17 protein-coding genes and 2 rRNA genes (2 of these 19 cut by a window edge) are annotated in these 24,752 nt (G+C 63.1%); 9 read left to right on the top strand and 10 right to left on the bottom strand.

Annotated elements, in window-relative coordinates:
• Together J3P96_RS19630 and J3P96_RS19635 are read right to left on the bottom strand one after the other, a co-directional pair.
• Positions 1–8,650: the 5' portion of a non-ribosomal peptide synthase/polyketide synthase gene (locus J3P96_RS19630; protein WP_434653078.1), read on the bottom strand. It extends 3,785 nt beyond the left edge of the window; only the first 8,650 of its 12,435 coding nucleotides appear in the window; the start codon lies at positions 8,648–8,650; its stop codon lies beyond the left edge, outside the window.
• A 266-nt stretch (positions 8,651–8,916) separates the two neighbouring features.
• On the bottom strand, positions 8,917–9,651 hold the full coding sequence (locus tag J3P96_RS19635; RefSeq protein ID WP_434569264.1) for a thioesterase II family protein: 735 nt from the start codon (positions 9,649–9,651) through the stop codon (positions 8,917–8,919).
• A gap of 132 nt (positions 9,652–9,783) precedes the next feature.
• On the opposite strand from J3P96_RS19635, the gene tam reads away from it, so the two are divergent.
• Both tam and J3P96_RS19645 read left to right on the top strand, forming a co-directional pair.
• Positions 9,784–10,554, top strand: a complete 771-nt coding sequence (gene tam / locus J3P96_RS19640; RefSeq protein ID WP_434625014.1) for a trans-aconitate 2-methyltransferase — start codon at positions 9,784–9,786, stop codon at positions 10,552–10,554.
• A gap of 82 nt (positions 10,555–10,636) precedes the next feature.
• Positions 10,637–11,770 carry a cupin-like domain-containing protein gene (locus tag J3P96_RS19645; RefSeq protein ID WP_434653081.1) on the top strand — a complete coding sequence of 378 codons (1,134 nt, stop codon included), beginning with the start codon at positions 10,637–10,639 and terminating at the stop codon, positions 11,768–11,770.
• Between the two features lie 123 nt (positions 11,771–11,893).
• On the opposite strand, the gene J3P96_RS19650 is transcribed toward J3P96_RS19645, so the two are convergent.
• Entirely contained in the window at positions 11,894–13,066 is a 1,173-nt protein-coding gene (locus tag J3P96_RS19650; RefSeq protein WP_434603390.1) for an MFS transporter, read from the bottom strand.
• A 158-nt stretch (positions 13,067–13,224) separates the two neighbouring features.
• Here J3P96_RS19650 and J3P96_RS19655 point away from each other — a divergent pair, with 158 nt between their 5' ends.
• Positions 13,225–14,025, top strand: coding sequence for an SDR family oxidoreductase (locus tag J3P96_RS19655; RefSeq protein WP_434653082.1), 801 nt, complete (start codon positions 13,225–13,227; stop codon positions 14,023–14,025).
• Complete coding sequence (locus J3P96_RS19660) at positions 14,018–15,841, top strand: glycoside hydrolase family 15 protein (RefSeq protein WP_434653084.1); 1,824 nt, start codon at positions 14,018–14,020, stop codon at positions 15,839–15,841. The genes J3P96_RS19655 and J3P96_RS19660 overlap by 8 nt, the downstream gene beginning before the upstream one ends.
• Before the next feature lie 66 nt (positions 15,842–15,907).
• Here the strand turns inward: J3P96_RS19660 and J3P96_RS19665 are convergent, their stop codons facing one another.
• Positions 15,908–16,204, bottom strand: a complete 297-nt coding sequence (locus tag J3P96_RS19665; RefSeq protein WP_434653086.1) for a DUF6124 family protein — start codon at positions 16,202–16,204, stop codon at positions 15,908–15,910.
• Positions 16,205–16,739: 535 nt separating this feature from the next.
• Between J3P96_RS19665 and J3P96_RS19670 the strand changes: the two genes are divergently transcribed.
• Both J3P96_RS19670 and J3P96_RS19675 read left to right on the top strand, forming a co-directional pair.
• Entirely contained in the window at positions 16,740–17,117 is a 378-nt protein-coding gene (locus J3P96_RS19670; protein WP_434653088.1) for a hypothetical protein, read from the top strand.
• 28 nt (positions 17,118–17,145) lie between these two features.
• Complete coding sequence (locus tag J3P96_RS19675) at positions 17,146–18,048, top strand: alpha/beta fold hydrolase (protein ID WP_434653090.1); 903 nt, start codon at positions 17,146–17,148, stop codon at positions 18,046–18,048.
• Here the strand turns inward: J3P96_RS19675 and J3P96_RS19680 are convergent.
• On the bottom strand, positions 18,017–19,009 hold the full coding sequence (locus tag J3P96_RS19680; RefSeq protein WP_434653092.1) for a GlxA family transcriptional regulator: 993 nt from the start codon (positions 19,007–19,009) through the stop codon (positions 18,017–18,019). The genes J3P96_RS19675 and J3P96_RS19680 overlap by 32 nt on opposite strands.
• A 101-nt stretch (positions 19,010–19,110) precedes the next feature.
• Here J3P96_RS19680 and inhA point away from each other — a divergent pair, with 101 nt between their 5' ends.
• Positions 19,111–19,797: an isonitrile hydratase gene (gene inhA, locus J3P96_RS19685; RefSeq protein WP_434653094.1), complete on the top strand. Its 687-nt coding sequence runs from the start codon at positions 19,111–19,113 to the stop codon at positions 19,795–19,797.
• 47 nt (positions 19,798–19,844) lie between these two features.
• On the opposite strand, the gene J3P96_RS19690 is transcribed toward inhA, so the two are convergent.
• A complete protein-coding gene (locus tag J3P96_RS19690) occupies positions 19,845–20,102 on the bottom strand; it encodes an Atu4866 domain-containing protein (protein WP_434569274.1) in 258 nt (85 codons plus the stop codon).
• Between the two features lie 27 nt (positions 20,103–20,129).
• Positions 20,130–20,867: an SDR family oxidoreductase gene (locus J3P96_RS19695; protein WP_434653096.1), complete on the bottom strand. Its 738-nt coding sequence runs from the start codon at positions 20,865–20,867 to the stop codon at positions 20,130–20,132.
• Positions 20,868–21,066: 199 nt separating this feature from the next.
• Between J3P96_RS19695 and J3P96_RS19700 the strand changes: the two genes are divergently transcribed.
• Positions 21,067–22,014 (top strand): AraC family transcriptional regulator N-terminal domain-containing protein, encoded by a 948-nt coding sequence (locus J3P96_RS19700; protein WP_434653098.1) that lies wholly within the window; start codon positions 21,067–21,069, stop codon positions 22,012–22,014.
• Positions 22,015–22,935: 921 nt separating this feature from the next.
• Here the strand turns inward: J3P96_RS19700 and J3P96_RS19705 are convergent.
• A complete protein-coding gene (locus tag J3P96_RS19705; protein ID WP_434653100.1) occupies positions 22,936–23,394 on the bottom strand; it encodes an SRPBCC family protein in 459 nt (152 codons plus the stop codon).
• Between the two features lie 124 nt (positions 23,395–23,518).
• On the opposite strand from J3P96_RS19705, the gene J3P96_RS19710 reads away from it, so the two are divergent.
• Positions 23,519–23,920 carry a lysozyme inhibitor LprI family protein gene (locus J3P96_RS19710; protein ID WP_434658267.1) on the top strand — a complete coding sequence of 134 codons (402 nt, stop codon included), beginning with the start codon at positions 23,519–23,521 and terminating at the stop codon, positions 23,918–23,920.
• A 96-nt stretch (positions 23,921–24,016) separates the two neighbouring features.
• Here the strand turns inward: J3P96_RS19710 and rrf are convergent.
• Together rrf and J3P96_RS19720 are read right to left on the bottom strand one after the other, a co-directional pair.
• Positions 24,017–24,132 (bottom strand): 5S ribosomal RNA (gene rrf / locus J3P96_RS19715).
• Positions 24,133–24,296: 164 nt separating this feature from the next.
• A 23S ribosomal RNA gene (locus J3P96_RS19720) occupies positions 24,297–24,752 on the bottom strand; it runs 2,436 nt beyond the window's last position.

Genomic DNA, 24,752 nt, shown 5'->3' on the forward strand with positions numbered 1-24,752 from the left:
GGTCGACATCGTCGAACAGCGCTTCGCGGCCGTGGCCTTCGAGCTGGATCAGCGCGCTGTCGGCGCCGGTCCAGCGCACCATGACCCGCGCCAAAGCCGTCAGCAGCAAGTCGTTGACCTGGGTGCGATAGGCCTTGGGCGCGTCTTGCAGCAGCTGTCGGGTCAGTGCGGCGTTCAGTCGCGTACGCACGGTCAGCGCGAGGCGGTTCTGCTGGCCGCCTTGTGGACGATCCATCGGCAATCGCGCATCGATGCCTTCGAGCTGGGTCTGCCAGAAGGCCAATTGCTGTTGCAGCGCCGGGCTGCGGGCATGGTCTTGCAGGCGCTCGGCCCAGACCTGCGCTGAGGTGGTTTTGTCCGGTAGCTGCAACGCTGCGCCGCTGGACAGCTGTCGGTAGGCGCGTTGCAGATCCTCGAACAGGATGCGCCACGACACGCCATCGACCACCAGGTGATGAACCGCCAACAACAGACGTTGGCTGCCATCGCCCAAGGTCGCCAATACCGCCCGCAACAGCGGCCCGTCTTGCAGACCGAGGCTGCGTTGGGCTTCGTTGGCGATGCTGTGCAAGGCCGAGGCGTCAGGCGCGTCCACGGTCCAGAGCAGGTCTTCGCAGTCAACGTCCGCAGGACGGTAAGCCGCCTTCCAGCCTTCGCCCTGCTCCGTGAAGCTCAAGCGCAGGCCATCGTGATGCAGCACCAGCGCGCTCAGCGCCTGGTTCAGAGTCGACGCCTCCAGAGGCTCGGTCGGCTTGAGCAGCACCGCCTGGTTCCAGTGATGACGCTGCGGCACCGCTTGCTCGAAGAACACTCGTTGCACTGGCAGCAGCGCCAGCTCACCCGTCACCGGGCCCTGATCGATGACTTGCGCGGCTTCGCCCTGGCGGGCCACGGTCGCCAGCATCTCAAGCGTCTGGTGCTGGAACAGGTCCTTGGGCGTCAAGTGAATCCCGGCCTGACGGGCGCGGCTGACCACCTGGATCGAGACGATGGAATCGCCGCCCAGTTCGAAGAAGTTATCGCGCAGGCCCACCCGCTCAAGCTTGAGCACGTCCTGCCAGATCGCCGCGAGCTGCTGTTCCAACGGGCTGCGCGGTGCCCTGTAGCTTTGCTGCAATTGGCTGGCGTCGGGCTTGGGCAGGTTCTTGCGATCGAGCTTGCCGTTGGGGGTCAGCGGCAGCCGTTCGAGCAACAGCAGATAGGCCGGGACCATGTGCGCCGGCAAGGTCGCCTTGAGTTGTTCGCGCAGACTCTCTGCGAAGTCATCCGGCACCCATTGATCAGCCACGACGTAGGCCACCAGGCGCTTGCCGCTGCCGGCAGCACGCTCCTGGGCCACGACCACCGCTTCGCGCACGCCGTCGAGGGCTTGCAGGCTGGCTTCGATTTCACCCAGTTCGATGCGGAAACCACGGATCTTCACCTGGTTGTCGATACGGTCGAGGTAATCGAAGGTGCCGTCGGCGCGCTGGCGCACCAGGTCGCCGGTACGGTACAGCAAGCCGCCGGCGCTGAACGGGTCGGCGACAAAACGCTCGGCGGTCAGCCCCGGACGGTTCAGGTAACCCCGGGCCAGGCCGCTGCCGCCCAGGTACAGCTCACCGGGCATGCCCTGTGGCAGCAGGTTCAGGTCGGCATCGAGCACGTAGGCGCTGCGGTCGCCGATGCGGCTGCCGATCGGCGCATAGGCCGCGCCACAAGCCACCTCGCAGCCGGCCTTCCAGATCAGCGGCGTGACCACGGTTTCGGTCGGGCCGTAGCCGTTGATGATGTACTCAGGCTGCAAGGCGCGCTTGACCCGTTCGAAGCTGGCGTTGGCCACCGCGTCGCCGCCGAAGCAATAGATGCGCACCTGCGGCGGGTTGCCTTCACGCTCGGCGTGCTCGGCCAGTTGTTGCAGGTACACCGGCGGGAACGCGACCACCGTCACGCCGTGCTCGCGCATGGCGTTGTAGGTTTGCTCCGGGGTCCACAGGCTGTCATCGCGAACCAGCAGCGAGGCGCCGTGGGTCAGGCTGGTGAGCCAGCGCTCATGGGCACCGTCGAAAGCGAACGACATGAAATGGAACTCGCAATCGCTGTCGCGCATTTCATAACGCTCGCCGATCGCCTGGCAGTGCATCGCCAGCGGACCGTGGGCCACGCTGACGCCCTTGGGGTTGCCGGTGGAGCCGGAGGTGTAGATGACGTAGGCGAGGTTCTGCGGATCGAGTCGCACCTGCGGCGCACCGACCGGCAGCTCGCGCAGATCGACCCGATCCAGCTCCAGCAGCGGTAGCGATTCGGCCACTGGCAATTGCGCCGCCACCGAGGTGTCACTGATCAACAAGGCCAGGCCGGCGTCTTCCATCAGGTACGCCAGGCGCTCCCGGGGATAACTGATGTCCAACGGCACGTAGGCGCCGCCGGCTTTGAGCACCGCCAGCAGCGCGACGATCACGTTTTCGCTGCGCGGCAGGGCCACGCCGACGCGGGTTTCGGCGCCGACGCCACGGGCGATCAAGGCATGGGCCAGTTGGTTCGCGCGCCGGTCGATCTCGCCGTAGCTGAAGTGCCGGTCATTGAAGATCACTGCCGTGCGCTGCGGGCGCTCGGTCGCCAACGCGGCGATCCGCTGATGCACGGCGATGTCCACCGGATAAGGCTGCGGGTGATTGTCGGCCTGTTGCCGCGCGTGTTCCGCGACGCCGGCCAAGGCGATTTCGCCCAGGCTGCGTTCGGCGTCCTGGCTGAATTGCTCAAGCAGGTGCAGCAGGTGAGCGCTGATCTGGTTGATGACCTCGTCGGCGAACTGTCGACGCTCGTAGCTGTAGTGCAACGCCAGTTGTTCACCGAGGGTGACCGCCACGCTCAGGGCATAGTGGGTCTGCTCAAGATTGGCCACGTCGCCAAAGGTGACATCGCTGTTGGTGCCTTGCTGCAAGGCTTGGGCGATCGGGTAGTTCTCGAACACCAGGAGGTTGTCGAACAGCGCCTCCCCGCCCTGCCCGGCCCAACGCTGGATGTCCGCCAACGGCGTGTGCTCGAAATCCCGCAGGCTCAGGTTCTGCGCCTGCACCGCTTGCAGCCACTGGCCGACCGTCTGGTCGGGGCGCGGCGTGCCGATCACCGGCAAGGTGTTGATGAACAGGCCGACCTGCTGTTCGATGCCGGGCAGATCCGCCGGCCGCCCGGCGACGGTCGCGCCAAATGCCACGGTCTGGTGCCCGGTATAGCGTTGCAGCAACAGCAGCCACGCCGCTTGTACCAGCGTGTTGACAGTGACTTTCTGCCGGCGGGCGAAGGTCTCCAGTGCCTTGGTGCGCGGCGCATCCAGCGTCAGGAAGTGATCGCCATGGCCGCTCTGGCCGGCATCGCCCAAGGCCGCGCGGGCGAGCCGGGTCGGTTCTTGCAGCGCGGCCAGTTGCTCGCTCCAGAAGTCCTGGCTGAGCTGGCCGTCCTGGCGTTGCAGCCAGGCGATGTAATCGCGATAACGGCCGGCGATGCGGCCCGGCGCGTGGCCGTTGTAGCGTTGCATGACCTCGCCGAGCAACTGCGAATTGCTCCAGCCATCCATCAGGATGTGGTGATGGGTGTAGATCAGATGCCACTGCTCGGCGCCGGTCTGCACCAGCACCAGGCGCAACAGCGGTGCCTGGCTCAGCTCGAAACCTTGCGCGCGTTCTGCGTCAGCCAGGGCAGCAAGTGCCTGGGCCTGAGTCTGGGTCTGCTCGGCTCGCTCGCGCCAGTCGAGCACCGTGAACGGCAGTTGCACCTGCTTGTGGACAATCTGCAGCGGTTGCGGCAATTCGCCCTGCCAGACGAAGCCGCTGCGCAGGATGTCTTGCGCAGCGACGGTGGCCTGCCACGCCGCACGGAATCGCTCGGCATCCAGGCCTTGCACGTCCACCCGCAGCTGGTTGACGTACTCGCCCGCCGCCTGCTCGTACAGCGTGTGGAACAACAGGCCCTGCTGCATCGGTGACAGCGGGTAGATATCGTCGAGTTGGCCAGCCGCCACCGGCAGATGGTCGAGCTGCGCCTGGCTGATTTGCGCCAGCGGGAAGTCCGACGGCGTCGCTTGCGGCGTCGCCAGACTGACGCAATGTCGAATCAGCGCCTTGAGCTCGAGGGCGTATTGATCGGCCAGTTGTTGCACGGTCGCGCTGTCGAACATTTCACGGCTGAACCCCCAGCTCAGCGCCAGCTCGCCGCCATGCACCTGGCCTTCCACGGTCAGCCAGTTGGCCAGCGGCGCGGTCGGGTCCTGGGCGACCCCACTGCCTTCGCCGGATGGCAGCAACAGCGCCGTTTCGTCGAACTGACGGTCGAACTGGCCGAGGTAATTGAAGGTCATGCGCGGTTGCGCCAGACCGGCCAATGTCGCTTGTACCGAAGGCGCCGCCAGATGCCGCAGCACGCCATACCCCAGGCCTTTGTCCGGCACGCCGCGCAGTTGCTCCTTGACGGTCTTGATCGAACCGTCGAGGTCGTCGGTAACGGTGAGCTTCACCGGGAACAGGCTGGTCAGCCAACCGACCGTGCGGGTCAGGTCGATGTCGTCGAACAGCTCTTCGCGGCCATGGCCTTCCAGTTCCACCAGCGTGTCCGACTGTCCACTCCATTGGCTGATGGTGCGGGCCAGCGCGGTCAGCAACAGGTCGTTGACCTGGGTGCGATAGGCCGCTGGGGCCTGTTGCAGCAACTGCCGGGTCAGCTCGGCGTCCAGGCGCCATTCGATCTTCGCGCCGTGGATATTTTGCAGGCTGCCCTGCGGACGATCACAAGGAATGTCCGCCGCGCCCTGGTGCTGGGCTTGCCAGTAGGCCAACTGATCGTCGAAGCGCGACGCTTCGGCACTGAGCCGCGCGGTCCAGCTCTGGAACGCGCTGGTCTTGGCCGGCAACGTGGCCGCGCCGCCCGCCGCCAGTTGTTCGTAGGCTTGCTGCAAGTCTTCCAGCAACACGCGCCACGACACACCGTCCACTACCAGGTGATGAATGATCAGCGCCAGCCGCTGGCTCCCGTCGGCCAGGTCCACCAGCATGGCGCGCAGCAGCGGACCGTCCTGCAGCTTCAGGCTGCGCTGCGCCTCGTCGCACAGTGCAGCGAGGTCTTCGATGGATCGGGCTTCGCGTTGCCAAAGATCGGCGTTTTGCACAAGCGGCCCGTGGCCCTGCCGCCAACCGTCGGCGTCTTCGACAAAGCGCAGACGCAAGGCGTCGTGGTGGTTGATGACGCAGGTCAGCGCCGCGTCGAGCCGCTGTGCATCCAGCGGCTCGCGGGCGGTCAGCAACAGCGACTGGTTCCAGTGGTCACGGGCCTGCATCGCCTGGGAGAAGAACTGCCGCTGGATCGGCCCGAGCACAGCATCGCCGGTAACTGGCGCCTGATCCACAGCACTGTGGCTGTCGCGAGTGGCGACCAGCGCCAGGCTGCGCACGGTCTGGTACTGGAACAGATCGCGGGGATGAATGCGGATACCGGCCTGCCGCGCGCGGCTCACCACCTGGATGGAAATGATCGAGTCGCCGCCCAGCTCGAAGAAGTTGTCTTCAAGGCCGACGCGCTCCACGCCGAGTACGTCCTGCCATATTTCGGCCAGGGCAACTTGCAGCGCATCCTGCGGGGCGACGAATGTTTGCCGGGGCGCGGCGTCCGGTTGTGGCAGGGCCTTGCGGTCGAGCTTGCCGTTGGCGGTGACGGGCAATCTGGCCAACGGCATCAGATAGGTCGGCACCATGTACTCCGGCAGGCTCGCCAGCAGCCAAGCCTTGAGGTCCTGCTGCCACTGCTCGTGCGGCACGCTGTTTTCCAGCACCAGGTAACCCACCAGGTGCTTGCCGTCCTGGACCAGCACCACGGCCTCGCGCACCAGCGGGTGTTGCATGAGGCGGGTTTCGATTTCGCCGAGCTCGATGCGCAGGCCGCGCAACTTGACCTGATGATCGAGACGGCCGAGGTATTCGATCACGCCGTCGGCGCGCTGGCGCACGCGATCACCGGTGCGATACAGGCGTGCGCCGGCATGGAACGGGCACGGCACGAAACGCTCGGCGGTCAGCGCCGGACGCTGGTGATAACTGCGCGCCAGCCCCGCCCCGCCCAGGTACAACTCGCCCGCCACGCCCCACGGCACCGGCGACAGATCGGCGTCGAGCACATGGGTGCGCAGGTTGGCGATAGGGACACCGATCGGCACGCAATCGGCGCCTTCATCGACACAGGTCCAGTGGGTCACGTCGATGGCCGCTTCGGTCGGGCCGTAGAGGTTGTAGAGCGCAGCGTTCGGCAGCTTGGCGAAGACCTGATACTGCGCGTCCAGCGGCAGCGCTTCACCGCTACAAACGATGCGCTTGAGACCTTCGCAGCTTTCCACGCCCGGCTCATGAATGAACGCTTGCAGCATCGACGGCACGAAGTGCAGCGTGCTGATGCCATGGCGCTTGATGGTCTCGATCAGTTGCAGCGGATCGCGGTGCACGCCCGACGCGGCGACTACCAGTCGGGCTCCGGTCATCAGCGGCCAGAAGAATTCCCACACCGACACGTCGAAGCTGAACGGAGTTTTCTGCAACACCGCGTCGCTGCCATCCAAGGCATAGGCCTGTTGCATCCAGCACAAACGATTGACCAGTGCCGCGTGACTGTTGCCAGCGCCCTTGGGTTTGCCGGTGGAGCCAGAGGTGTAGATCACGTAGGCCAGGTTCAGCGGATCAAGCGTGATGTCGGGACGATGGTCGCTGTAGCCGTCGAGCCAGCCGGCCGCCTGGTCGAGTTCGATCACCTCGACGCCGTCGGTTGGCAGCGCCGCCGACAGCGAGCGCTGGGTCAGCAGCAAGCCGATGGCGCTGTCCTCGATCATGTAGGCCAGGCGCTCCTGCGGGTACTCAGGATCCAGCGGCACATAGGCGCCGCCGGCCTTGTGAATCGCCAGCAGGCCCACCACCATTTCCAGCGAGCGCTCGAGGCAGATCCCCACCAGGCTGTCCGGCCGCACGCCGCGCTCCCGCAGCAGGTGAGCCAGTCGGTTGGCGCGGGCATCGAGCTCGGCATAGCTCAGGGTTTGCTCAGCAAACACCAGCGCCGGTGCGTCCGGGGTGCGCGCCACCTGGGCTTCAATCAGTTGATGCATGCACTGCGCGGTCGGGTAGCGTTGCGCCGTGGCGTTCCAACCGTGGACCAGGCTGGCGTGTTCGTCAGCGTCGAGCAGCGGCAGTTCGTCGATGCGCCGGGACGGATCAGCGATCATCGCGGTGAGCAATCGCAGCCAATGCCGGGCCATGCGCGCGATGCTCGGCGCCTCGAACAGGTCGTTGGCGTAGGTCAGCGCCGCGTGCAGCGTGCCGGCCTTTTCATAAGTGTCCAGGGTCAGGTCGAACTGAGTGGTGCGCGCCTGCCATTCGATCATGCCCAGTTCCAGCCCGGACGCCGTGCGGATCGTGGTGACGTCCGCCACGTGCGGCTGATGGTTGTACATCACCTGGAACAGCGGCGTATGGCTGAGGCTGCGCTCCAGCTTGAGCGCTTCGACCAGGCGCTCGAACGGCAGGTCCTGATGGGCCTGGGCGCCGAGCGCGGTCTCTTTGACCCGGCGCAGCAGCTCGTCGACACGGAGCTGGCCGTCCAGTTCGGTACGCAGTACCTGGGTGTTGACGAAGAAGCCGATCAGCCCTTCGACCTCATCCCGGTTACGGTTGGCGATCGGCACGCCGACGCGGATATCGGACTGGCCGCTGTAGCGATGCAGCAGCACATTGAACGCGCCGAGCAGCAGCATGAACAGCGTGACGCCCTGCTGCTGGGCTGTGCTGCGCAGTTGCTCCGCCAACGCGGCGTCGATGGCGAATTCATAGCGGCTGCCGCGATAGCTGGGCATCGCCGGGCGCGAATGGTCGGTGGGCAACTCCAGCACCGGATGTTCATCGCCCAGTTGTGCCTGCCAGTACGCCAGCTGCCGCGCCTGCTCGCCGGCCTCCAGCCAGCGACGCTGCCACAGGGCATAGTCGCTGTACTGGATCGGCAGGTCGGCCAATTGCGGGGCCACGCCTGCCTCGTGGGCGTCGTAGCAGCGGATGAACTCGTCGATCAGCACGTTCATCGACCAGCCGTCGGAGACGATGTGATGCAAGGTCAGCAGCAACACGTGCTCCTGCTGATCAAGCTTGAGCAGTTCGACCCGCAGCAAAGGGCCGCGCGACAAGTCGAAGGGGCGCATCGATTGTGCTTCGGCGGCTTGACGTACTGCCTGCTCGCGTTCGCCTGCGGGCAATGCGCTGAGGTCCTGTTGCTCGATCACCAGCGGCGCATCGGTAGGTACTTGCACCAGGCTGTCGTCGGCCTGGCGCTGGAACACTGTGCGCAGGGTTTCATGGCGGGCCACCAGGCTGGCGAAGGCCTGCTTCAGCGCCGACAGGCTCAGCGCGCCCTTGAGCCGCACCGCGCCGGGCAAGTTGTAGGCACCGCTGTCGGGGTCCAGTTGCCAGAGAAACCACATGCGGCGCTGGGCATAGGACAGGGCCTGGCGGTCATCGGCTTCGACGCCTTGGGGAATGGGGAAACGGCTGAAATCCACGCCCTCCTTGTCCAGCGCTGCCAGGAACATCTGGCGCTTGTCCAGGGGCAACCCGATAAACCGGCGAGCAAGTTTCAAGGCGTCTTCAGCATTCATTTCTGGGGTATCCGGAATCAGTGGGCACAGAGGCACAAAGGCAAGTCGTCCCTATGAAACGAATGCAAACCGGAAAAATTAGCGATTGGGAACAAGTGTCAGGAATGAAGAAAAACCGTGGCGAGGGAGCTTGCTCCCGCTCGGCTGCGCAGCAGTCGTAAACCGGCTGATGCGGTCTGCCTGGCTTAATGCGCCATCTCTTTTGGGGCGGCTTCGCCGCCCAGCGGGAGCAAGCTCCCTCGCCACAAAAGCGGGTCTTGAATCGGTTATGCGCTGATTGCCAACCCGTGTCGCCGGTGATGCACGCTCAGCTGATCCTTGATCAGCCGCAGCACCCTGGCCTCGTGTTCATGGATGAAGAAGTGCCCGCCCGCCAGCATATCCACGGAGAAGCTGCCGCTGGTTTCGCGGCTCCAGCCGATCAACTGTTCGGTGGTGGCCTTATCGGCGGTGCCGCCGAGTACGTGCACGGGGCAGTTGAGCGGTGACCGAAGCCTTGGCTGGTAGCGGCCACAGAGCAGGAAGTCCGCGCGCAGTACCGGCAAGGTCAAAGCCATCAGCTCTTCATTGGCCAGCACCTCTTCGCTGGTACCGTTGAGGGTACGCAGCTGGTCGATCAGTTCGGCATCGGTTTTCGGCTCGGCGAAACCCCGGTCATAGTCGGCGCGCATCGTCGGCGCAGCGGTGCCCGAGGCAAACAGCGCCACCGGCTCCGGGCAGCCCAGCTCACGCAAGGCATGAGCGATTTCACAGGCCAGCAGCGCGCCCAGGCTGTGGCCGAACAAGGCGTAAGGGGCCTGGAGGGTCGGAGCCAGCTCCCGCGCCAATTGCTTGGCCAAGGGCCCCATGTCGGTGTGCAGCGGCTCGGCGAAACGCGCCCCACGCCCCGGCAACTCCACCGGCTGCACCGTCAGCCACTGCGGCACCTTGCGCCGCCAGCGGCTGTAAACCATCGCGCTGGCGCCGGAATACGGCAGACACAGCAGGGTCAGTTGGGTCACTGCGGTTTTCTCCGATCGTTTGTATAAAAGGAATAACGAGGCCGGGCCGTAAAGAATTAGTCACCGGCCCTTCGCCCGGATGCGTCTTATACTGCACGCCCGATGGCCTGGTCTGCCCTTAAGGAGAACACAATGAGCTGGTCCGCCCAACAATATGTCGCGTTCGAACAGGAACGCACCCGCCCGTCCCGCGATCTGCTGGCGGCCATCCCGCCGGTACAGGCGCGTCAGGTCATCGACCTGGGCTGCGGCCCCGGCAACTCCACCGAGCTGCTGGTCGATCACTTTCCCGGCGCAACGGTGCGTGCCCTGGACAGTTCCGCCGACATGGTCGAAGCCGCCCGTAAGCGCTTGCCCGGCGTGACATTCGACACCGCCGATATCGGGCGCTGGAACGAAAGCGGCCCCTTCGACGTGATCTTCGCCAACGCTGTGCTGCAATGGCTTCCCGACCACGCCACCCTGCTGCCGTCGCTGGTGGACAAACTCGCCGCTGGCGGCAGCCTGGCCGTCCAGATGCCTGACACTCTGCACCAACCGTCCCATCGCTTGATGCGTGACATTGCTGCCAGCGGCCCCTGGGCCAGCCAACTGGCCGGCGCGGCGGATTCGCGGACCGAGGTGGAGGATGCCAGCACTTATTACTCGATCCTCAAACCCCACTGCACCCGCGTCGATGTGTGGCGCACCACCTACCATCACCCGCTGGCCGGTGGCGCCTCGGGGGTCGTGGAGTGGTTCAAGGGCAGCGGCCTGCGGCCATTCCTCGAGCCGCTGGACGAAGCGCAGCGCGAGGACTATCTGCAGCAATACCTCAAGGCCATCGAACAGGCCTATCCGGCCCTGGACGATGGGTCGGTCCTGCTGCCGTTCCCGAGGGTGTTCATCGTCGCGACACGCTAGGGCGATGGTCAGGCGCGAGGGCTAAATTTCTGGTCCAGGCCCTCGTTACCTGCTAAGACCAAAACCCACAAGAGTGACCGCCGTGGACCTGCAAACCATCCTGGGCAAACTGTTCGCCAACGCCGGCGCCGTTGGTATCGACGGCGTTTTCCAATTCGTGTTCGGCCCGCATCAGGCGTACTGGTCCGAGGTCAAAGCCAGCAGCCACACCCAGGCTGGTCGGCACAGCAGCCCCGACGTGACCATCGAAATCGCGGAAAAGGATTTTCTCGGGATCATGGCCGGCCTGGCCAATGTCGAGGAACTGTTCGCCAGCGGCCGCCTTAAGATCGATGGCAACATGGGCCTGGCGACGTTGCTGCCGCAGATCATTGATCACGCCCGCAATGGCAGCCGCCCGGCGGAAAAGGTCGACATGAACAAACGCTACCCGACCCCGCCGCGCTTCAGCGAAACCCTCACCGCGAGCCTGCCGACCCAACGCAGCGTCGAGCGGCGGCCGCGCAGCGAACTGTCGGTGAGGGATTTCCAGGCACGCTACCTGCCCCATGGCATTCCGCTGGTGATCAGCGACGCGCTGCAGGACTGGCCCTTGTTCAAGCTCAGCCGGGAAGAATCCCTGGTGCATTTTGCCCAGCTGCAAGGCATCACCCGCCACGGCGACTACGTGAAAAAAACCTTTTCCACCGAGCGCGATTTTCGCTCGACATCCATGGCCGACTTCATCGAGTCCCTCGACAACCCGGCCGCCAAGGGTGCGGACGGCGAGCCGCCAGCCTACATGGGCAACAATATCTTGCCGGCACAGTTGATGGAGCTGATCAAGTACCCACCCTACTTCGATCCGTCGCTGTTCATCCCGCCGCGCATCTGGATCGGCCCCAAGGGCACCCTCACACCGCTGCACCGCGACGACACCGATAACCTGTTCGCCCAGGTCTGGGGCCAGAAAACCTTCACCCTCGCCGCCCCCCACCACCGCGAGGCCCTGGGCACCTGGTCGACCGCGCCCCAGGGCGGGCTGGACGGTTGCGACTTCAACCCGGACGCGCCGGACTATGAGCGTTTCCCCCACGCCCGCGACGTGACATTCCTGCGGGTGACGCTGGAGGCTGGGGATTTGCTGTTTTTGCCGGAGGGCTGGTTTCATCAGGTGGAATCGGTGGCCACTTCGCTGTCAGTGAATTTCTGGGTGAATTCGGGGCGGGGTTGGTAGCGTCCGAAGTTTGCTTTCGTGGCGAGGGAGCTTGCTCCCGCTCGACTGCGCAGCAGGCGCAAACCTTGGGGTCGCTACGCAACCCAGCGGGAGCAAGCTCCCTCGCCACAAGAAGGTGTGCATTTATTTTTGCTGGCGATAACTCTGCACCGCCGCTCCCAGGACCACTGCCCCAGCCGCAATCGCCAACCAGAAACCACTGCGCGCGCCATACGTATCCACCAGCCAACCCGAGCCGGCCGCGCCGATGGCCACGCCGATGCTCAGCCCGGTCACCAGCCAGGTCAGGCCTTCGGTGAGCCGCGCCGGCGGCACGATGCGTTCCACCAGGGCCATGGCGACGATCAGCGTCGGCGCGAAGAACAACCCCGCGACAAATACCGCCAGCGACAGCCCGAGGATATTGCTCGCCAACAACAGCGGCAGCGTGGTTAGCGCCGTCGCCACCCCGCCGTACAGGAACAATCGCGGCAACGGCAGTTTCGAGCGCAGCGCGCCGAACGCCAGGCCGGCCAGGCACGAGCCGATGGCATAGACCGACAGCACAATGCTCGCCGCCGCCGGTTGCCCCTGATGCTGGGCGAACGCCACGCTGACTACGTCCACCACCCCGACGATGACGCCCATGGCGACCATCAACAGCAGCAGCAAAAGCACGTCGCTTGAGCTGATGATCGAACCCTGGTGATGCGCCTGATGCGGGTGCACCGGCGGCTCGGTGCCGCGCTGCAGGACAAACGCCGTTACGCCGATCGCCAGCAGCAACACCGAGGCCAGCGGCCCAGCCTCCGGGAACGCCACCACGCACAACCCCACCGACAGCGGCGGTCCGACGATGAAGCAGACCTCGTCCAACACTGACTCCAGCGCATAGGCAGTGCGCAGCTGCGGCTGGCCGCGATACACCTCGGTCCAGCGCGCCCGCACCATGGCCGACATGCTGGGCATGCAACCGGCCAGGGCGGCGAACAGGAACAGCGTCCACTGGGGCGCCTGCAAGCGCGTGCACAACAGCAGCATCAGCAACGCCCCGCCACCCAGCAGCGCCGCTAGTGGCAAGACCCGCCCCTGGCCAAAACGGTCGACCAGCCGCGACACCTGTGGCGCGCAGAACGCCGTCGCCAAGGCAAACGTCGCCGCCACCGCACCGGCCAATCCGTAGCCGCCCTTGAGCTGCGCAAGCATGGTGATCACGCCGATCCCGGTCATCGATATCGGCATGCGCGCGATCATTCCCGCCAGCACGAAGCCACGGCTGCCAGGTGCGCTGAACAGTTCACGATAAGGATTTGCCATGGGATGCCGCCTCAACAAGGGCCTGCAACTTGCCACAAAGGACGGTGCCGGGGAAAGCGCAAAACTGTCGGTGAAATGTGAAGACTGCCGCCTGCAAATGAACTCTGCGCGCCTGTCGTCAGTCAGCAAGTAAGGCCCTCAGTTCAAGGTGCTATCCCATGCAGATTTCTCTTGCCCGACAAGTTGCTCTGGTTACCGGCGCCAGCTCCGGCATTGGCGCCGGTGCGGCCCGGGCGCTGGCGGCGGCCGGTGCCGCCGTGGTGCTCAATTACCATTCCAGCGCCGGACCCGCCGAAGACCTGGCCCGCGAGATCAACGACAGCGGTGGCCGAGCCATCGCCATCGGTGCCGATGTGTCGAAGGAGCAGGACGTCGAGCGGCTGTTCGCCCAGACCCTGGACGCGTTCGGCGCGCTGGACATCCTGGTCGCCAACTCCGGCCTGCAAAAAGACGCCGCCGCCGTCGACATGAGTCTGGAAGACTGGAACACCGTCATCGGCGTCAATCTCACCGGCCAGTTCCTTTGCGCCCGCGCGGCCTTGCGCATTTTCAACCGCCAGGGCATTCGCCAGGGTGTGTCCCAGGCCGCCGGCAAGATCATCCACATGAGTTCGGTGCACCAGCGCATCCCCTGGGCCGGCCACGTCAATTACGCGGCGTCCAAGGGCGGCATCGATCAGCTCATGCAGACCCTGGCCCAGGAAACCAGCCACCAGCGCATCCGCATCAACAGCATCGCCCCCGGCGCCATCCGCACAGCCATCAACCGTGAGGCCATGGAGGGCGACAAGGAACAGGAGCTGTTGCAGCTGATTCCCTACGGCCGGGTCGGCAATGTGGAGGATGTCGCCAACGCGGTAGTCTGGCTGGCGTCGGACCTGTCCGATTATGTGGTGGGCACCACGCTGTTCATCGATGGCGGGATGAGCCTCTATCCGGGGTTCCGCGGCAATGGCTGATCATGACGAACCGCAGAGCCCGATCGAGAACCACGGCATCATCGGTGACATGCGCACGGCGGCGCTGGTCAACGATCGGGGCAGCGTGGATTTTTTCTGCTGGCCGGAATTCGACAGCCCGTCGATCTTCTGCTCGCTGCTCGACACCCCTGAGGCGGGCATCTTCCAGCTTGCTCCGGATTTGCCGGATGCCCGTCGCCAGCAAATCTACCTGCCCGACACCAATGTCCTGCAGACCCGCTGGCTGAGCGATGGCGTGGTGGTGGAAATCACCGATCTGCTACCCATTGGCGACAGCGAGGATGATTTGCCGGTCTTGATGCGCCGAGTGCGCATGACGGTCGGCAGCGCGACGTTTCGCATGCGCTGCGCGGTGCGCCATGATTATTCACGCGCCGCGACTACCGCGCGCCAGGACGGCGACCACGTCATCTTCGAGGCCCCGCAGCAACCGAGCCTGCGCCTGTGCGCCGACCAACCCATGACCCTGGAGGGCCAGGCGGCGGTGGCCGAGTTCACCCTGGGCCAAGGCCAGACCGCTGAATTTCTCTTGGGTGGCATCGACGACCCGCGCCTGGTGGACGACACCAGTGCCCTGTGCCTGGAGAGAACCCTGGCGTTCTGGCGCGGCTGGATCGGCCAATCCAACTACCGTGGTCGCTGGCGGGAAATGGTCAACCGCTCGGCGTTGGCGCTGAAGCTGCTGACCTCGCGCAAACAGGGCGCGATCCTCGCCGCCGCCACCTTCGGCCTGCCGGAAACACGCGGCGGCGAACGCAACTGGGATTACCGCTACACCTGGATCCGCGATGCCTCCTTCACCGTCTACGCGTTCATGCGCCTGGGCTTTGTCGACGAAGCCAACGCCTATATGCGCTGGCTGCGCGGCCGGGTCAGCGACTGCCGCGAACAACCGACCAAGCTCAACATCCTCTACGGCCTGGACGGCCGGCTCGAACTCCCGGAAACCGAGCTGACGCACCTGAGCGGCTACGGCAACGCGCGACCGGTGCGCATCGGCAACCTCGCCTACCAGCAGGTGCAGTTGGACATCTTCGGCGAGTTGATGGATGCGGTGTACCTGGTCAACAAATACGGCGAAGCCATCTCCCACCAAGGCTGGAAACACACGGTCGATGTGGTCGACCAAGTGTGCGAAATCTGGCGGGACAAGGACGTGGGCATCTGGGAAATGCGCGGCGAGGAGCAGCATTTCCTGCATTCGCGGCTGATGTGCTGGGTGGCGGTGGACCGGGCCATCCGCCTGGCGAGCAAACGTTCCCTGCCCGCCCCGTTCGCGCGTTGGGACGAGACTCGACAGGCCATCTATGAAGACATCTGGACGAATTTCTGGAACGACGAACACCAGCACTTCGTCCAGCGCCTGGGCAGCACCGCCCTTGACGGCTCGATGCTGTTGATGCCGCTGGTGCGCTTCGTCAGTGCCCGCGACCCGCGCTGGCTGTCAACGCTGGACGCCATCGAGAAAGATTTGGTGCGCGACGGCATGGTCTATCGCTACCGCACCGACGACGGCTCGATCGACGGCCTCAGCGGCACCGAAGGTTCGTTCGTCGCCTGCTCGTTCTGGTACGTCGAGTGCCTGGCCCGCGCCGGCCGCGTGGAGAAAGCCCAACTGGAATTCGAACAATTGCTGCGCTACGCCAATCCGCTTGGGCTGTATGCCGAGGAATTCGACAGCCATGGTTGTCACCTGGGCAACCTGCCCCAGGCGCTGAGCCATCTGGCGCTGATCAGCGCGGCGAGTTTCCTGGACCGCAGGTTGAGCGGGGAGAAAAATCATTGGCAGCCGTGAGGGATTTTGATTATCCCTTGTGGTGAGGGCATTTATCCCCTCACCACAAGGCCTGCAGTGCTCCGGCTAGCGCGGTGGCTCCGCCAGTTCGATGTTATCCAGCGCTCGGTTGGCCAGCAGCGTTCCCAACTCGATCAACTGCTGAAGCCCCAGCGCGACATGCCGTCGGGAGCCTTCCAGATCGAACGCCAGGTCGCTGGCCATGGCGTTGGCCGAGGCCAGGGTTTCGCTGAGGGTGGTCAGTATGGATTCGGTGTTGATGTCCGCGACGACGGAAAATATCTGGCCGTCCTGGGTGTCGGGGTTGGGATGGCCGGACAGGTTTTCGGCTTTTTCTGGGGGATTGGGGGTGGTCTTGACCATGACGTACGGCTCCATTCAAAAGTGGAGTTCGCCATTTCCGCGACCAAGCAGAGGGTGGCGAACTGTGCGCAGGTTGGTCGACCAGGGAATGGATACCCGGCAGGGCCCGCAGCCCTCCCACGCACAGTCAGCCATAAAGCAGACAATGCGCCATTCTAAACCCGGACGACCAAGCCCGGTCGCTGATTTTGCAGCGACGACCAAAGCCTATCCCCACAACTTCCGAACCACCAACCGCCACGACTCGTCGGAAAATTCTGATTCGCCAAATTTTTTGTAGGACCACCAAACCCGTGGCGAGGGAGCTTGCTCCCGCTGGGTTGCGCAGCGACCCCAAAAATTCCGGATTGAAAAGCGACGACTGCTGCGCAGCCGAGCGGGAGCAAGCTCCCTCGCCACGGGGGATCTGCTTTTCGCCAAAGCTAAACGCCTTTGAGTGACTCCTGGTTGCCAGCCCCGCCCCCCTCTCCTAAGATCGACGCACTCACGGGTGCAGCGGAGCTGCCCGATAAGAACCCGACTCAAGGACCCGACCATGACGCATATCCAACGTCCCATCACCACCGAACCCCTCACCGGGCTGAGCCGCGAAGAACTCTGGGACGGCCCGGACAAGGGCTTGATCAAATGCTGGGAAGTCGGCCGCGACCGGGCGCAGAGGTTCCCTGAACTGGCGCAACGTTGTCTCGCCGGAGAGCTGCCGGTGCTGGGCTGGAAAGGCGGGGTCAGCCGCAGCCTGAAGAAGACCGCCAAGTTCGGTTGCCTCAAGTACCTGGCCCAATGGCAGGGCCTGCGCGGCGAAGACCTGGACATCGACCTGGCCGAGGAACGCACCCTGACCTGCTCCAACACGAGCATGATCGTGACATTCACGCCAGACCGGGCCAAATATGTGAACCAGGAACCCGCCTGACCCCAACCGAGTGAAGCCGGAGACCGACATGACATCTGCGCCCAAGATCAATTTTGCGGTAACGCCGCTGCTGCGCATCGCCTATGAGGAACACGGCCCCGCCAGCGGCGAGCCGATTATCCTGCTGCACGGTTTTCCCTACGATCCGCGGGCCTTTGACGAGGTTGCGCCGCCCTTGGCCCAACGCGGTTATCGAGTCATCGTGCCGTACCTGCGCGGCTACGGCCCGACCCGTTTCAACAATCCCGCGATTGCCCTCTCCGGCCAGCAAGCGGCACTGGCCCAGGACCTGCTGGACCTGATGCACACACTCGGCATTCCCCAGGCTGCGCTGTGCGGCTATGACTGGGGTGGCCGCGCCGGGTGCATTGTCGCCGCGTTGTGGCCCGAGCGCGTTCGCTGCCTGGTCACCGGCGATGGCTACAACCTGCAGAATATTCCTCGATCAACCCAGCCACTGGACCCGGAAACCGAATACCGCTTGTGGTATCAGTATTACTTCCACACCGACCGAGGCGTCGAAGGCCTGAAGCAGAACCGACGCGAGCTGTGCCAATTGCTCTGGCGCCTGTGGTCGCCGACCTGGGCGCGCGGTGCGGAGCTGTATCCGCTGAGCGCGCCTTCGTTTGATAATCCGGATTTTGTCGAGGTGGTGATTCATTCCTATCGCCATCGCTTCATGTACGCGCCGGGAGATCCGACGCTTGAATGGATGGAGGAACAGTTGGCGGCGCAACCGGCCATCAGCGTGCCGAGTATTTCCCTGTGCGGCGCAGATGACGGCGTGGGACCCGCGCCCGAGCACGACGAAGATGCCGCGCATTTCACCGGACGCTACGAGCGCCGCGTGCTGGCCGGCGTCGGCCATAACATTCCTCAGGAAGCACCTGAAGCCACGCTCAGGGCATTGCTGGATTTGCTTGAGGGCTGAGCGCAAACCGCTCGCGATAAGCCTGGGGCGTCACGCCCATGCCCCGCAGAAAACTGCGACGCAAGGTTTCTTCGCTGCCGAAGCCGCATTGCAGGGCGACACGCTTGATCGGCACCGCACTGTCGCAGAGCAGCCGCCGGGCAGTTTCCACGCGGATCAGCTCCACCGCACGGGCCGGGGTCTGGCCGGTCTCGGCGCGGTAATGACGGACAAAGCTGCGCTCGCTCATACCGGCCTCGGCGGCCAGGCTCGACAAGCCTAGGTAGCGAGTGAGATTTTCGGCGATCCAGGCGTGCAGTTTATCGAAACGACCGCCCTGCTCCTGTAATGCCAAAGTAGCGCTGAACTGCGACTGCCCCCCGGGGCGCTTGAGAAATACCACCAGATGCCGCGCGACTTCCAGCGCCATCGCCCGGCCCAGGTCCTCTTCGACCAGCGCCAACGCCAGGTCAATGCCGGCCGTGACTCCAGCCGAGGTCCAGACCGAACCATCCTTGATGAAAATCGGATTGGGTTCGACCTGCAGTTCTGGATGTTGCCGGGCCAGCTGTTCACAACGGGTCCAGTGGGTCGCCACCCGGCGTCCGTCCAGCCAGCCACTGGCCGCCAGCAGAAACGCCCCGGTACACACCGATGCGACCCTTCGCGAACGCGCTCCCTGGCCCTTGACCCAGGCCACCAGCGCAGGATCTTTCGCGGCTTCGTACACGCCCCAACCGCCGGCAATCAACAAGGTGTCACTGCCCTCGCTGGGCAGTGGTTCGGCCATCAGCGCCAACCCCGCCGACGACATCACCGCCCCGCCACCCGCAGCAATAACAGTCGGCGCATACGGCGCCGGCAAGCCTTGTCCGCGAACCAGATCATTGGCCGACGCGAAGACCTGCAGAGGCCCGGTGACATCCAGCACTTGTACGTTGGCGAAGGCCAGCACATGAACGGTTTTTGCTGTGTTTGGCATATTGGCGTGATTCGAGGGCTTATTGGCGAATACGCCAGATCCTACGAGTCTAAAGTCAAACCGTCCACCCTCTCGGGCAATCATCCAAAGGAGCAAGCGACATGACGTTGCAGATCGGTTTTCTGTTATTCCCCCAGGTTCAGCAGTTGGACCTCACCGGGCCTTTTGACGTGCTGGCTTCGCTGCCAGATGTGAAAGTGCATCTGGTCTGGAAAGACCTGCCGCCGGTTACCTCCAGCACGGGCTTGGTCCTGCTGCCAACCACCACCTTCGAGGACTGTCCGAAGCTCGACGTCATTTGTGTCCCCGGTGGTAGCGGCGTCGGTCCGTTGATGGAAGACGAGCAGACCCTGGCCTTCATCAAACGCCAGGCCACTCACGCCAAATACATCACCTCGGTGTGCACCGGTGCGCTGGTACTCGGCGCGGCGGGATTGTTGCGCGGCAAGCGCGCCACTACCCACTGGGCCTTCCACAGTTTGTTGCAGCCGCTGGGGGCGACGCCGGTCAAGGACCGTGTGGTCCGCGACGGCAACCTGCTTACCGGTGGCGGCATCACCGCGGGAATCGATTTTGCCTTGACCCTGGCGGCCGAGCTGTTCGACCGGGACACCGCTGAGCTGGTCCAATTGCAGCTTGAATACGCACCGGCTCCGCCGTTCGCCGCAGGTTCCCCGGACACCGCGCCGACGCTGGTGCTCGAAGAGGCCAACCGGCGTTCGGCGGAATCGTTCCGCGTGCGCTCGCAGATCACCCAGCGGGCTGCGGCACGCTTGGAATCAGCGTAGCGGCAGGTTCAGCCAGGCACAGCAATCCGGTGCCTGGCTTGGATGGCCTATTCCTCCTGGCGATACAGCACCATTCCGGCGTGATACAGCACGCCATCGCGAAAATCCCCGTCGGCGGTGAAACCCGTATCGTCGTGGTATTCGATATGGTCGTCCTGCAGCCAATAGTCGCCCTCGTAGGCACTCTCCCGAGTGCCCCGTGCTTCGTCGTAGCGCCCGCCCGGAAGCAACCGATGGCGAATCACGCCATCGGCCGTCACCCATAGGCCGACAAATTTGTCCTGATCTCCAAATGCCTTTCTCACGGGACGTCTCCTAGTGGTCGCCAGGTTTTAAAATGGGCTGGCCGTCGGCCGCACCACCAGTTCGCTGACGTCCACGTCTGCCGGTTGCTCGATCGCATAGGCAATTGCCCGAGCGATGGCCTCGGCGGGGATGGCGATCCTGCGGAACTCGCGCATCTCGGCCCGTCCGCCTTCGTCGGAAATGCTTTCCGCCAGTTCCGACTCGGTCACGCCGGGGGAAATCACCGTCACGCGGACATCCCCACCCACCTCCTGGCACAGGCCTTCGGAAATCGCCCGTACGGCAAATTTGGTCGCGCAGTACACAGCGGCAGTCGGGCTGACGGTGTACGCACCGATGGAGGCAATATTGACGAACTGTCCGCTGCGCTGGCGCTGCATCAACGGCAGACCGGCGGCGATGCCGTGGAGCACGCCACGGATGTTGACGTCGATCATGCGGTCCCATTCCTCGACCTTCAGCGCCTCAAGCTTGGAGAGCGGCATGACGCCGGCGTTATTGATGATCACGTCAAGCCCGCCGAATTTCTCGACGGCGAAATCGATCAGGCCCTGGACATCGTCGCGACGGGTCACGTCCACGGCTTTGCAGGCAGCCCGGTGACCGGCGGCTTCAAGTTCCTGCACCAGCGCTTGCAAGCGCTCCACGCGCCGGGCGCCAAGCACCACGCAAGCCCCGCGGGCCGCCAACAACCGTGCTGCCGCCTCACCAATCCCGCTGCTGGCGCCAGTGATGACCACTACTTTGTTTTGAATATCGGACATGATGGTTTCCTCGTCTGGATGCGTTGGCCCCCGGTGGGAGCGTTTTGACAGGTCCAGATTAGGAGGGTGTCAGGCGCTTCGGTTAGCCGGATTCTCCTGCGCATTTGCACGATCCTGTAACGATAACGCCTCTGGTCGTTACGGCTGCAATCAGCTTTACTAGCGCGATCCATTAAATTGGCCAGGGAGATTGATCGGCATGTCGGTATCCACGTCCATCACCATCACGCCCGTTAACGGCGTAGATCAGCGTCGCGCCGAGCTGGCGAACCTGATGAAGCGCTTCGCACCGGAATATGGTGTCCACGCAACGGCCATCGAGGCCTTGCACCTGATCCGCAGCGATCAACCCACCGAGGCCTTGCACGTTGTGCACAAGCCCGGGCTGTGCGTGATTGTCCAGGGGCGCAAGGAAGTCACGCTGTCTGACGAGCGCTACGTTTACGATCCGCTCAATTACCTGGTGGTCTCTGTGACGCTGCCGCTGGCCGGCCAGGTAATCGAGGCCAGCCCCGAGCAACCGTACTTGTGCATACGCCTGGACATCGACCCGGCACAGATCTGCCAGTTGATCGCCGATGCCAGCCCAATTGGCGTACCGAGTGAAAGAGCCGATCGCGGATTGTTCCTGGACCGCATCGACGAGCCGCTGCTCGACGCAATGCTGCGTTTGCTGCGACTGCTCGACAGCCCGGACGACATCGCCACCCTCGCGCCACTGGCCCAGAAAGAGATTTTCTATCGACTGTTGCGGGGCGCCCAGGGCAGGCGGCTGCACGAAATCGCTATTCCTGACACCCAGACCCACCGCATCAGCCGCGCCATCGAGTGGCTTAACACCCATTACGCCGAACCATTGAGCATCGACAGCCTGGCGCAGATGATCAATCTGAGTCCCTCGGCACTGCATCATCGCTTCAAGGCCGTGACCGCCATGAGCCCGCTGCAATACCAGAAGCAGTTACGCCTGCAGGAAGCCCGACGACTGCTGCTGGCGGAGAACAGCGATGTTTCGTCAATCGGCTACAAGATGGGCTACGAGAGCCCCTCGCAGTTCAGCCGTGAATACAGCCGTCTATTCGGCGCCTCACCGAGCAAGGACGTCGCTCGCCTTCGCGCCCAGGCGTTGCAAGCGAGCAGCGCCTGATTCTGCATACAAACAGGATCAGGCAAACCGAGGGCAGTATCCGACTAACGACCCTAGCCACCTCGCCCCTACTCTGAACCCATGCAGCAAGACAACCGTCCGGGCTGCAACGGGTTCAGCAGATTTCGACATCTGAACGACCCGGCACTCAACCCTTTGATACGACCGGAGTCATTGCCATGAAAACTTTCAATTCCTTGATCGCCGTTACCAGCCTTGTCCTGAGCGCTAGCGTTTTCGCATTGCCAAGCCAGCAACAGGATCGATTCTTTACCCAGTCGCCAGAGCCTTCGCAGTCAGTGGCAGCAGACGGCGCGGATCGCACTCCTGGTGGCCAGACTCTCGCCGCTGATGGCGCTGACCGTACTCCCGGTGCCCAGACTCTCGCTGCTGATGGCGCTGACCGCACCATGGGACGGCGCCTGGCATGATGGGGTTATTCTTTGGACGAAAAAAAACCCGCCTAGGCGGGTTTTTCAAGGACCAGATTGACTTCCTGTCAGGCACTCCATGCCGGGTCCCATCATCCATGACCCCAAGCACTCCCTGTACTCAGTGGATGGATGTAGATTAGAGGGGATCAATAGGCAGAAAAAGACGAGAAAGCAGCGTCGCAACGTAAGCGTTTCGCTATGCGCCACTGTTACTTTTCTACAGGCGAAAAAAAACCCGCCGAAGCGGGTTTTTCCAAGACCATTACGACTCCCTGTCGGTAGCCATCCTTGCAAGGTCGATCGTCCCTGATCCTGAGCACTTCCTGTGCTTCAGTGGATGAGGCTAGATTACGCGTCGGATCCAAAGTGAAACAGAGGACATAGCTACTAACCTGTGTAAGACATTCGCCATATCACCCCTTCCGGAAACCCTTAGCCCGGTCAGGTAACCGGCGTTTCAAAGCCTGCTTTCGGTCCTTGGGATCCATCATGGCTTGTTCAGATACTCTTCAATATTGGCCATCTGTTCATCCCAACCACGACTGTCCATTCGGAAAGCCTTGAGTCGACGCGCCTCGGGAATGTCATTGAATCCTGACTCCACTACCTTCAGAAGGGTGCCACCGCCCATGTCCTCAAGCTCGAATTGCACACGCGTCTCGGACTCTTGGGAATAGTCGGTCTGCGGCTCCACAGCGTAAGGATGCCAGCGAAACGAGAACACTCGCTCGGGTTCGACACGCTCCACCAGGACATCCCACACAAGATGCTCATAACCCGGATAGGTAATCTGCCCTTGGGTGCGCTCACCGGCAACAAACCGCTTGCCCGCGAGATCCACGCCAAACCATTGGCCGAAGGCTTCAGCATTGGCCAGGGCTCGCCAGACCTGCGAACGCGGCGCCTTCAACAAGATCTTTCTTTCGATACGATCAGACAGATGCATGGGTCGTCACCTCCTGTGTTCAACATTAGGCCTGTAAGACCACAAGGCCAACCGTAAAGTTGTATCAACGCCTTGTTTGGTTACACTCCTCCAGCAGTTTTTACCCCTCATGGAGAGCTTGATGATGTACACCCGTTTGTTGCTGCCCCTGATTCCGCTGTTGTTCATTGGCGCTGTCCAGGCTGACGTTTGTACCAACGCCACGACCCAAGGCGACATGAACCAGTGTGCAGCCCAAGAGACCAAGGCCGCCGACAAGGAACTGAACAGTCTGTACAAACAGATCACAGCGCGTTTGAAAGACAATGCCGAGGCCAAGCAATTGCTGGTCAAGGCACAGCGAGCCTGGATTGACTTCCGTGACGCCGAATGCAGCTTTTCTGCTTCTGGTGTCGAAGGGGGGAGCGTCTATCCGATGATTCAGAATGACTGCATTACAGCCCTGACGAAGGCGCGAGTAGAGGCGTTCAAGACGTACCTCAACTGCGAAGAAGGAGACCTGAGCTGCCCGGTACCTGGGGCTTGATTAATGGTGTTTAAGAGGATGTCCCTCAGGTCAATTTTTTTTAATGCAAAAACAAAACCCCTACCTGCGTCAGCAGATAGGGGTTTCGGAATTTAATCTTGACGATGACCTACTCTCACATGGGGAAACCCCACACTACCATCGGCGATGCATCGTTTCACTTCTGAGTTCGGGATGGGATCAGGTGGTTCCAATGCTCTATGGTCGTCAAGAAATTCGGTAGCCAGCGCGTGCCTTACGGTCACGTTCCAGCGAATGGGTATGCGATAGTTTGTGGGTTTTGACTCGAACTTTCGGTTCATTTCGTCTTCACACACCGCAATCTGGTGCCTTTCTCCGTTTCCAGAGCAGGATCAGCAAATTGCTTGGGTGTTATATGGTCAAGCCTCACGGGCAATTAGTACAGGTTAGCTCAACGCCTCACAGCGCTTACACACCCTGCCTATCAACGTCGTAGTCTTCGACGGCCCTTCAGGGGACTCAAGGTCCCAGTGAGATCTCATCTTGAGGCAAGTTTCCCGCTTAGATGCTTTCAGCGGTTATCTTTTCCGAACATAGCTACCCGGCAATGCCACTGGCGTGACAACCGGAACACCAGAGGTTCGTCCACTCCGGTCCTCTCGTACTAGGAGCAGCCCCTCTCAAATCTCAAACGTCCACGGCAGATAGGGACCGAACTGTCTCACGACGTTCTAAACCCAGCTCGCGTACCACTTTAAATGGCGAACAGCCATACCCTTGGGACCGGCTTCAGCCCCAGGATGTGATGAGCCGACATCGAGGTGCCAAACACCGCCGTCGATATGAACTCTTGGGCGGTATCAGCCTGTTA

It is taken from the genome of Pseudomonas sp. R3-56, from assembly GCF_051132075.1.
Taxonomy (GTDB): domain Bacteria; phylum Pseudomonadota; class Gammaproteobacteria; order Pseudomonadales; family Pseudomonadaceae; genus Aquipseudomonas.

What these genes read in the sequence shown, in the direction of transcription:
- tam (WP_434625014.1), top strand. Translation starts at nt 9,784, where the DNA reads ATGAGCTGGTCCGCCCAACAATATGTCGCGTTCGAACAGGAACGCACC.
- J3P96_RS19650 (WP_434603390.1), bottom strand. Translation starts at nt 13,066, where the DNA reads ATGGCAAATCCTTATCGTGAACTGTTCAGCGCACCTGGCAGCCGTGGC.
- J3P96_RS19655 (WP_434653082.1), top strand. Translation starts at nt 13,225, where the DNA reads ATGCAGATTTCTCTTGCCCGACAAGTTGCTCTGGTTACCGGCGCCAGC.
- J3P96_RS19660 (WP_434653084.1), top strand. Translation starts at nt 14,018, where the DNA reads ATGGCTGATCATGACGAACCGCAGAGCCCGATCGAGAACCACGGCATC.
- J3P96_RS19665 (WP_434653086.1), bottom strand. Translation starts at nt 16,204, where the DNA reads ATGGTCAAGACCACCCCCAATCCCCCAGAAAAAGCCGAAAACCTGTCC.
- J3P96_RS19670 (WP_434653088.1), top strand. Translation starts at nt 16,740, where the DNA reads ATGACGCATATCCAACGTCCCATCACCACCGAACCCCTCACCGGGCTG.
- J3P96_RS19675 (WP_434653090.1), top strand. Translation starts at nt 17,146, where the DNA reads ATGACATCTGCGCCCAAGATCAATTTTGCGGTAACGCCGCTGCTGCGC.
- J3P96_RS19680 (WP_434653092.1), bottom strand. Translation starts at nt 19,009, where the DNA reads ATGCCAAACACAGCAAAAACCGTTCATGTGCTGGCCTTCGCCAACGTA.
- inhA (WP_434653094.1), top strand. Translation starts at nt 19,111, where the DNA reads ATGACGTTGCAGATCGGTTTTCTGTTATTCCCCCAGGTTCAGCAGTTG.
- J3P96_RS19695 (WP_434653096.1), bottom strand. Translation starts at nt 20,867, where the DNA reads ATGTCCGATATTCAAAACAAAGTAGTGGTCATCACTGGCGCCAGCAGC.
- J3P96_RS19700 (WP_434653098.1), top strand. Translation starts at nt 21,067, where the DNA reads ATGTCGGTATCCACGTCCATCACCATCACGCCCGTTAACGGCGTAGAT.
- J3P96_RS19705 (WP_434653100.1), bottom strand. Translation starts at nt 23,394, where the DNA reads ATGCATCTGTCTGATCGTATCGAAAGAAAGATCTTGTTGAAGGCGCCG.
- J3P96_RS19710 (WP_434658267.1), top strand. Translation starts at nt 23,519, where the DNA reads ATGTACACCCGTTTGTTGCTGCCCCTGATTCCGCTGTTGTTCATTGGC.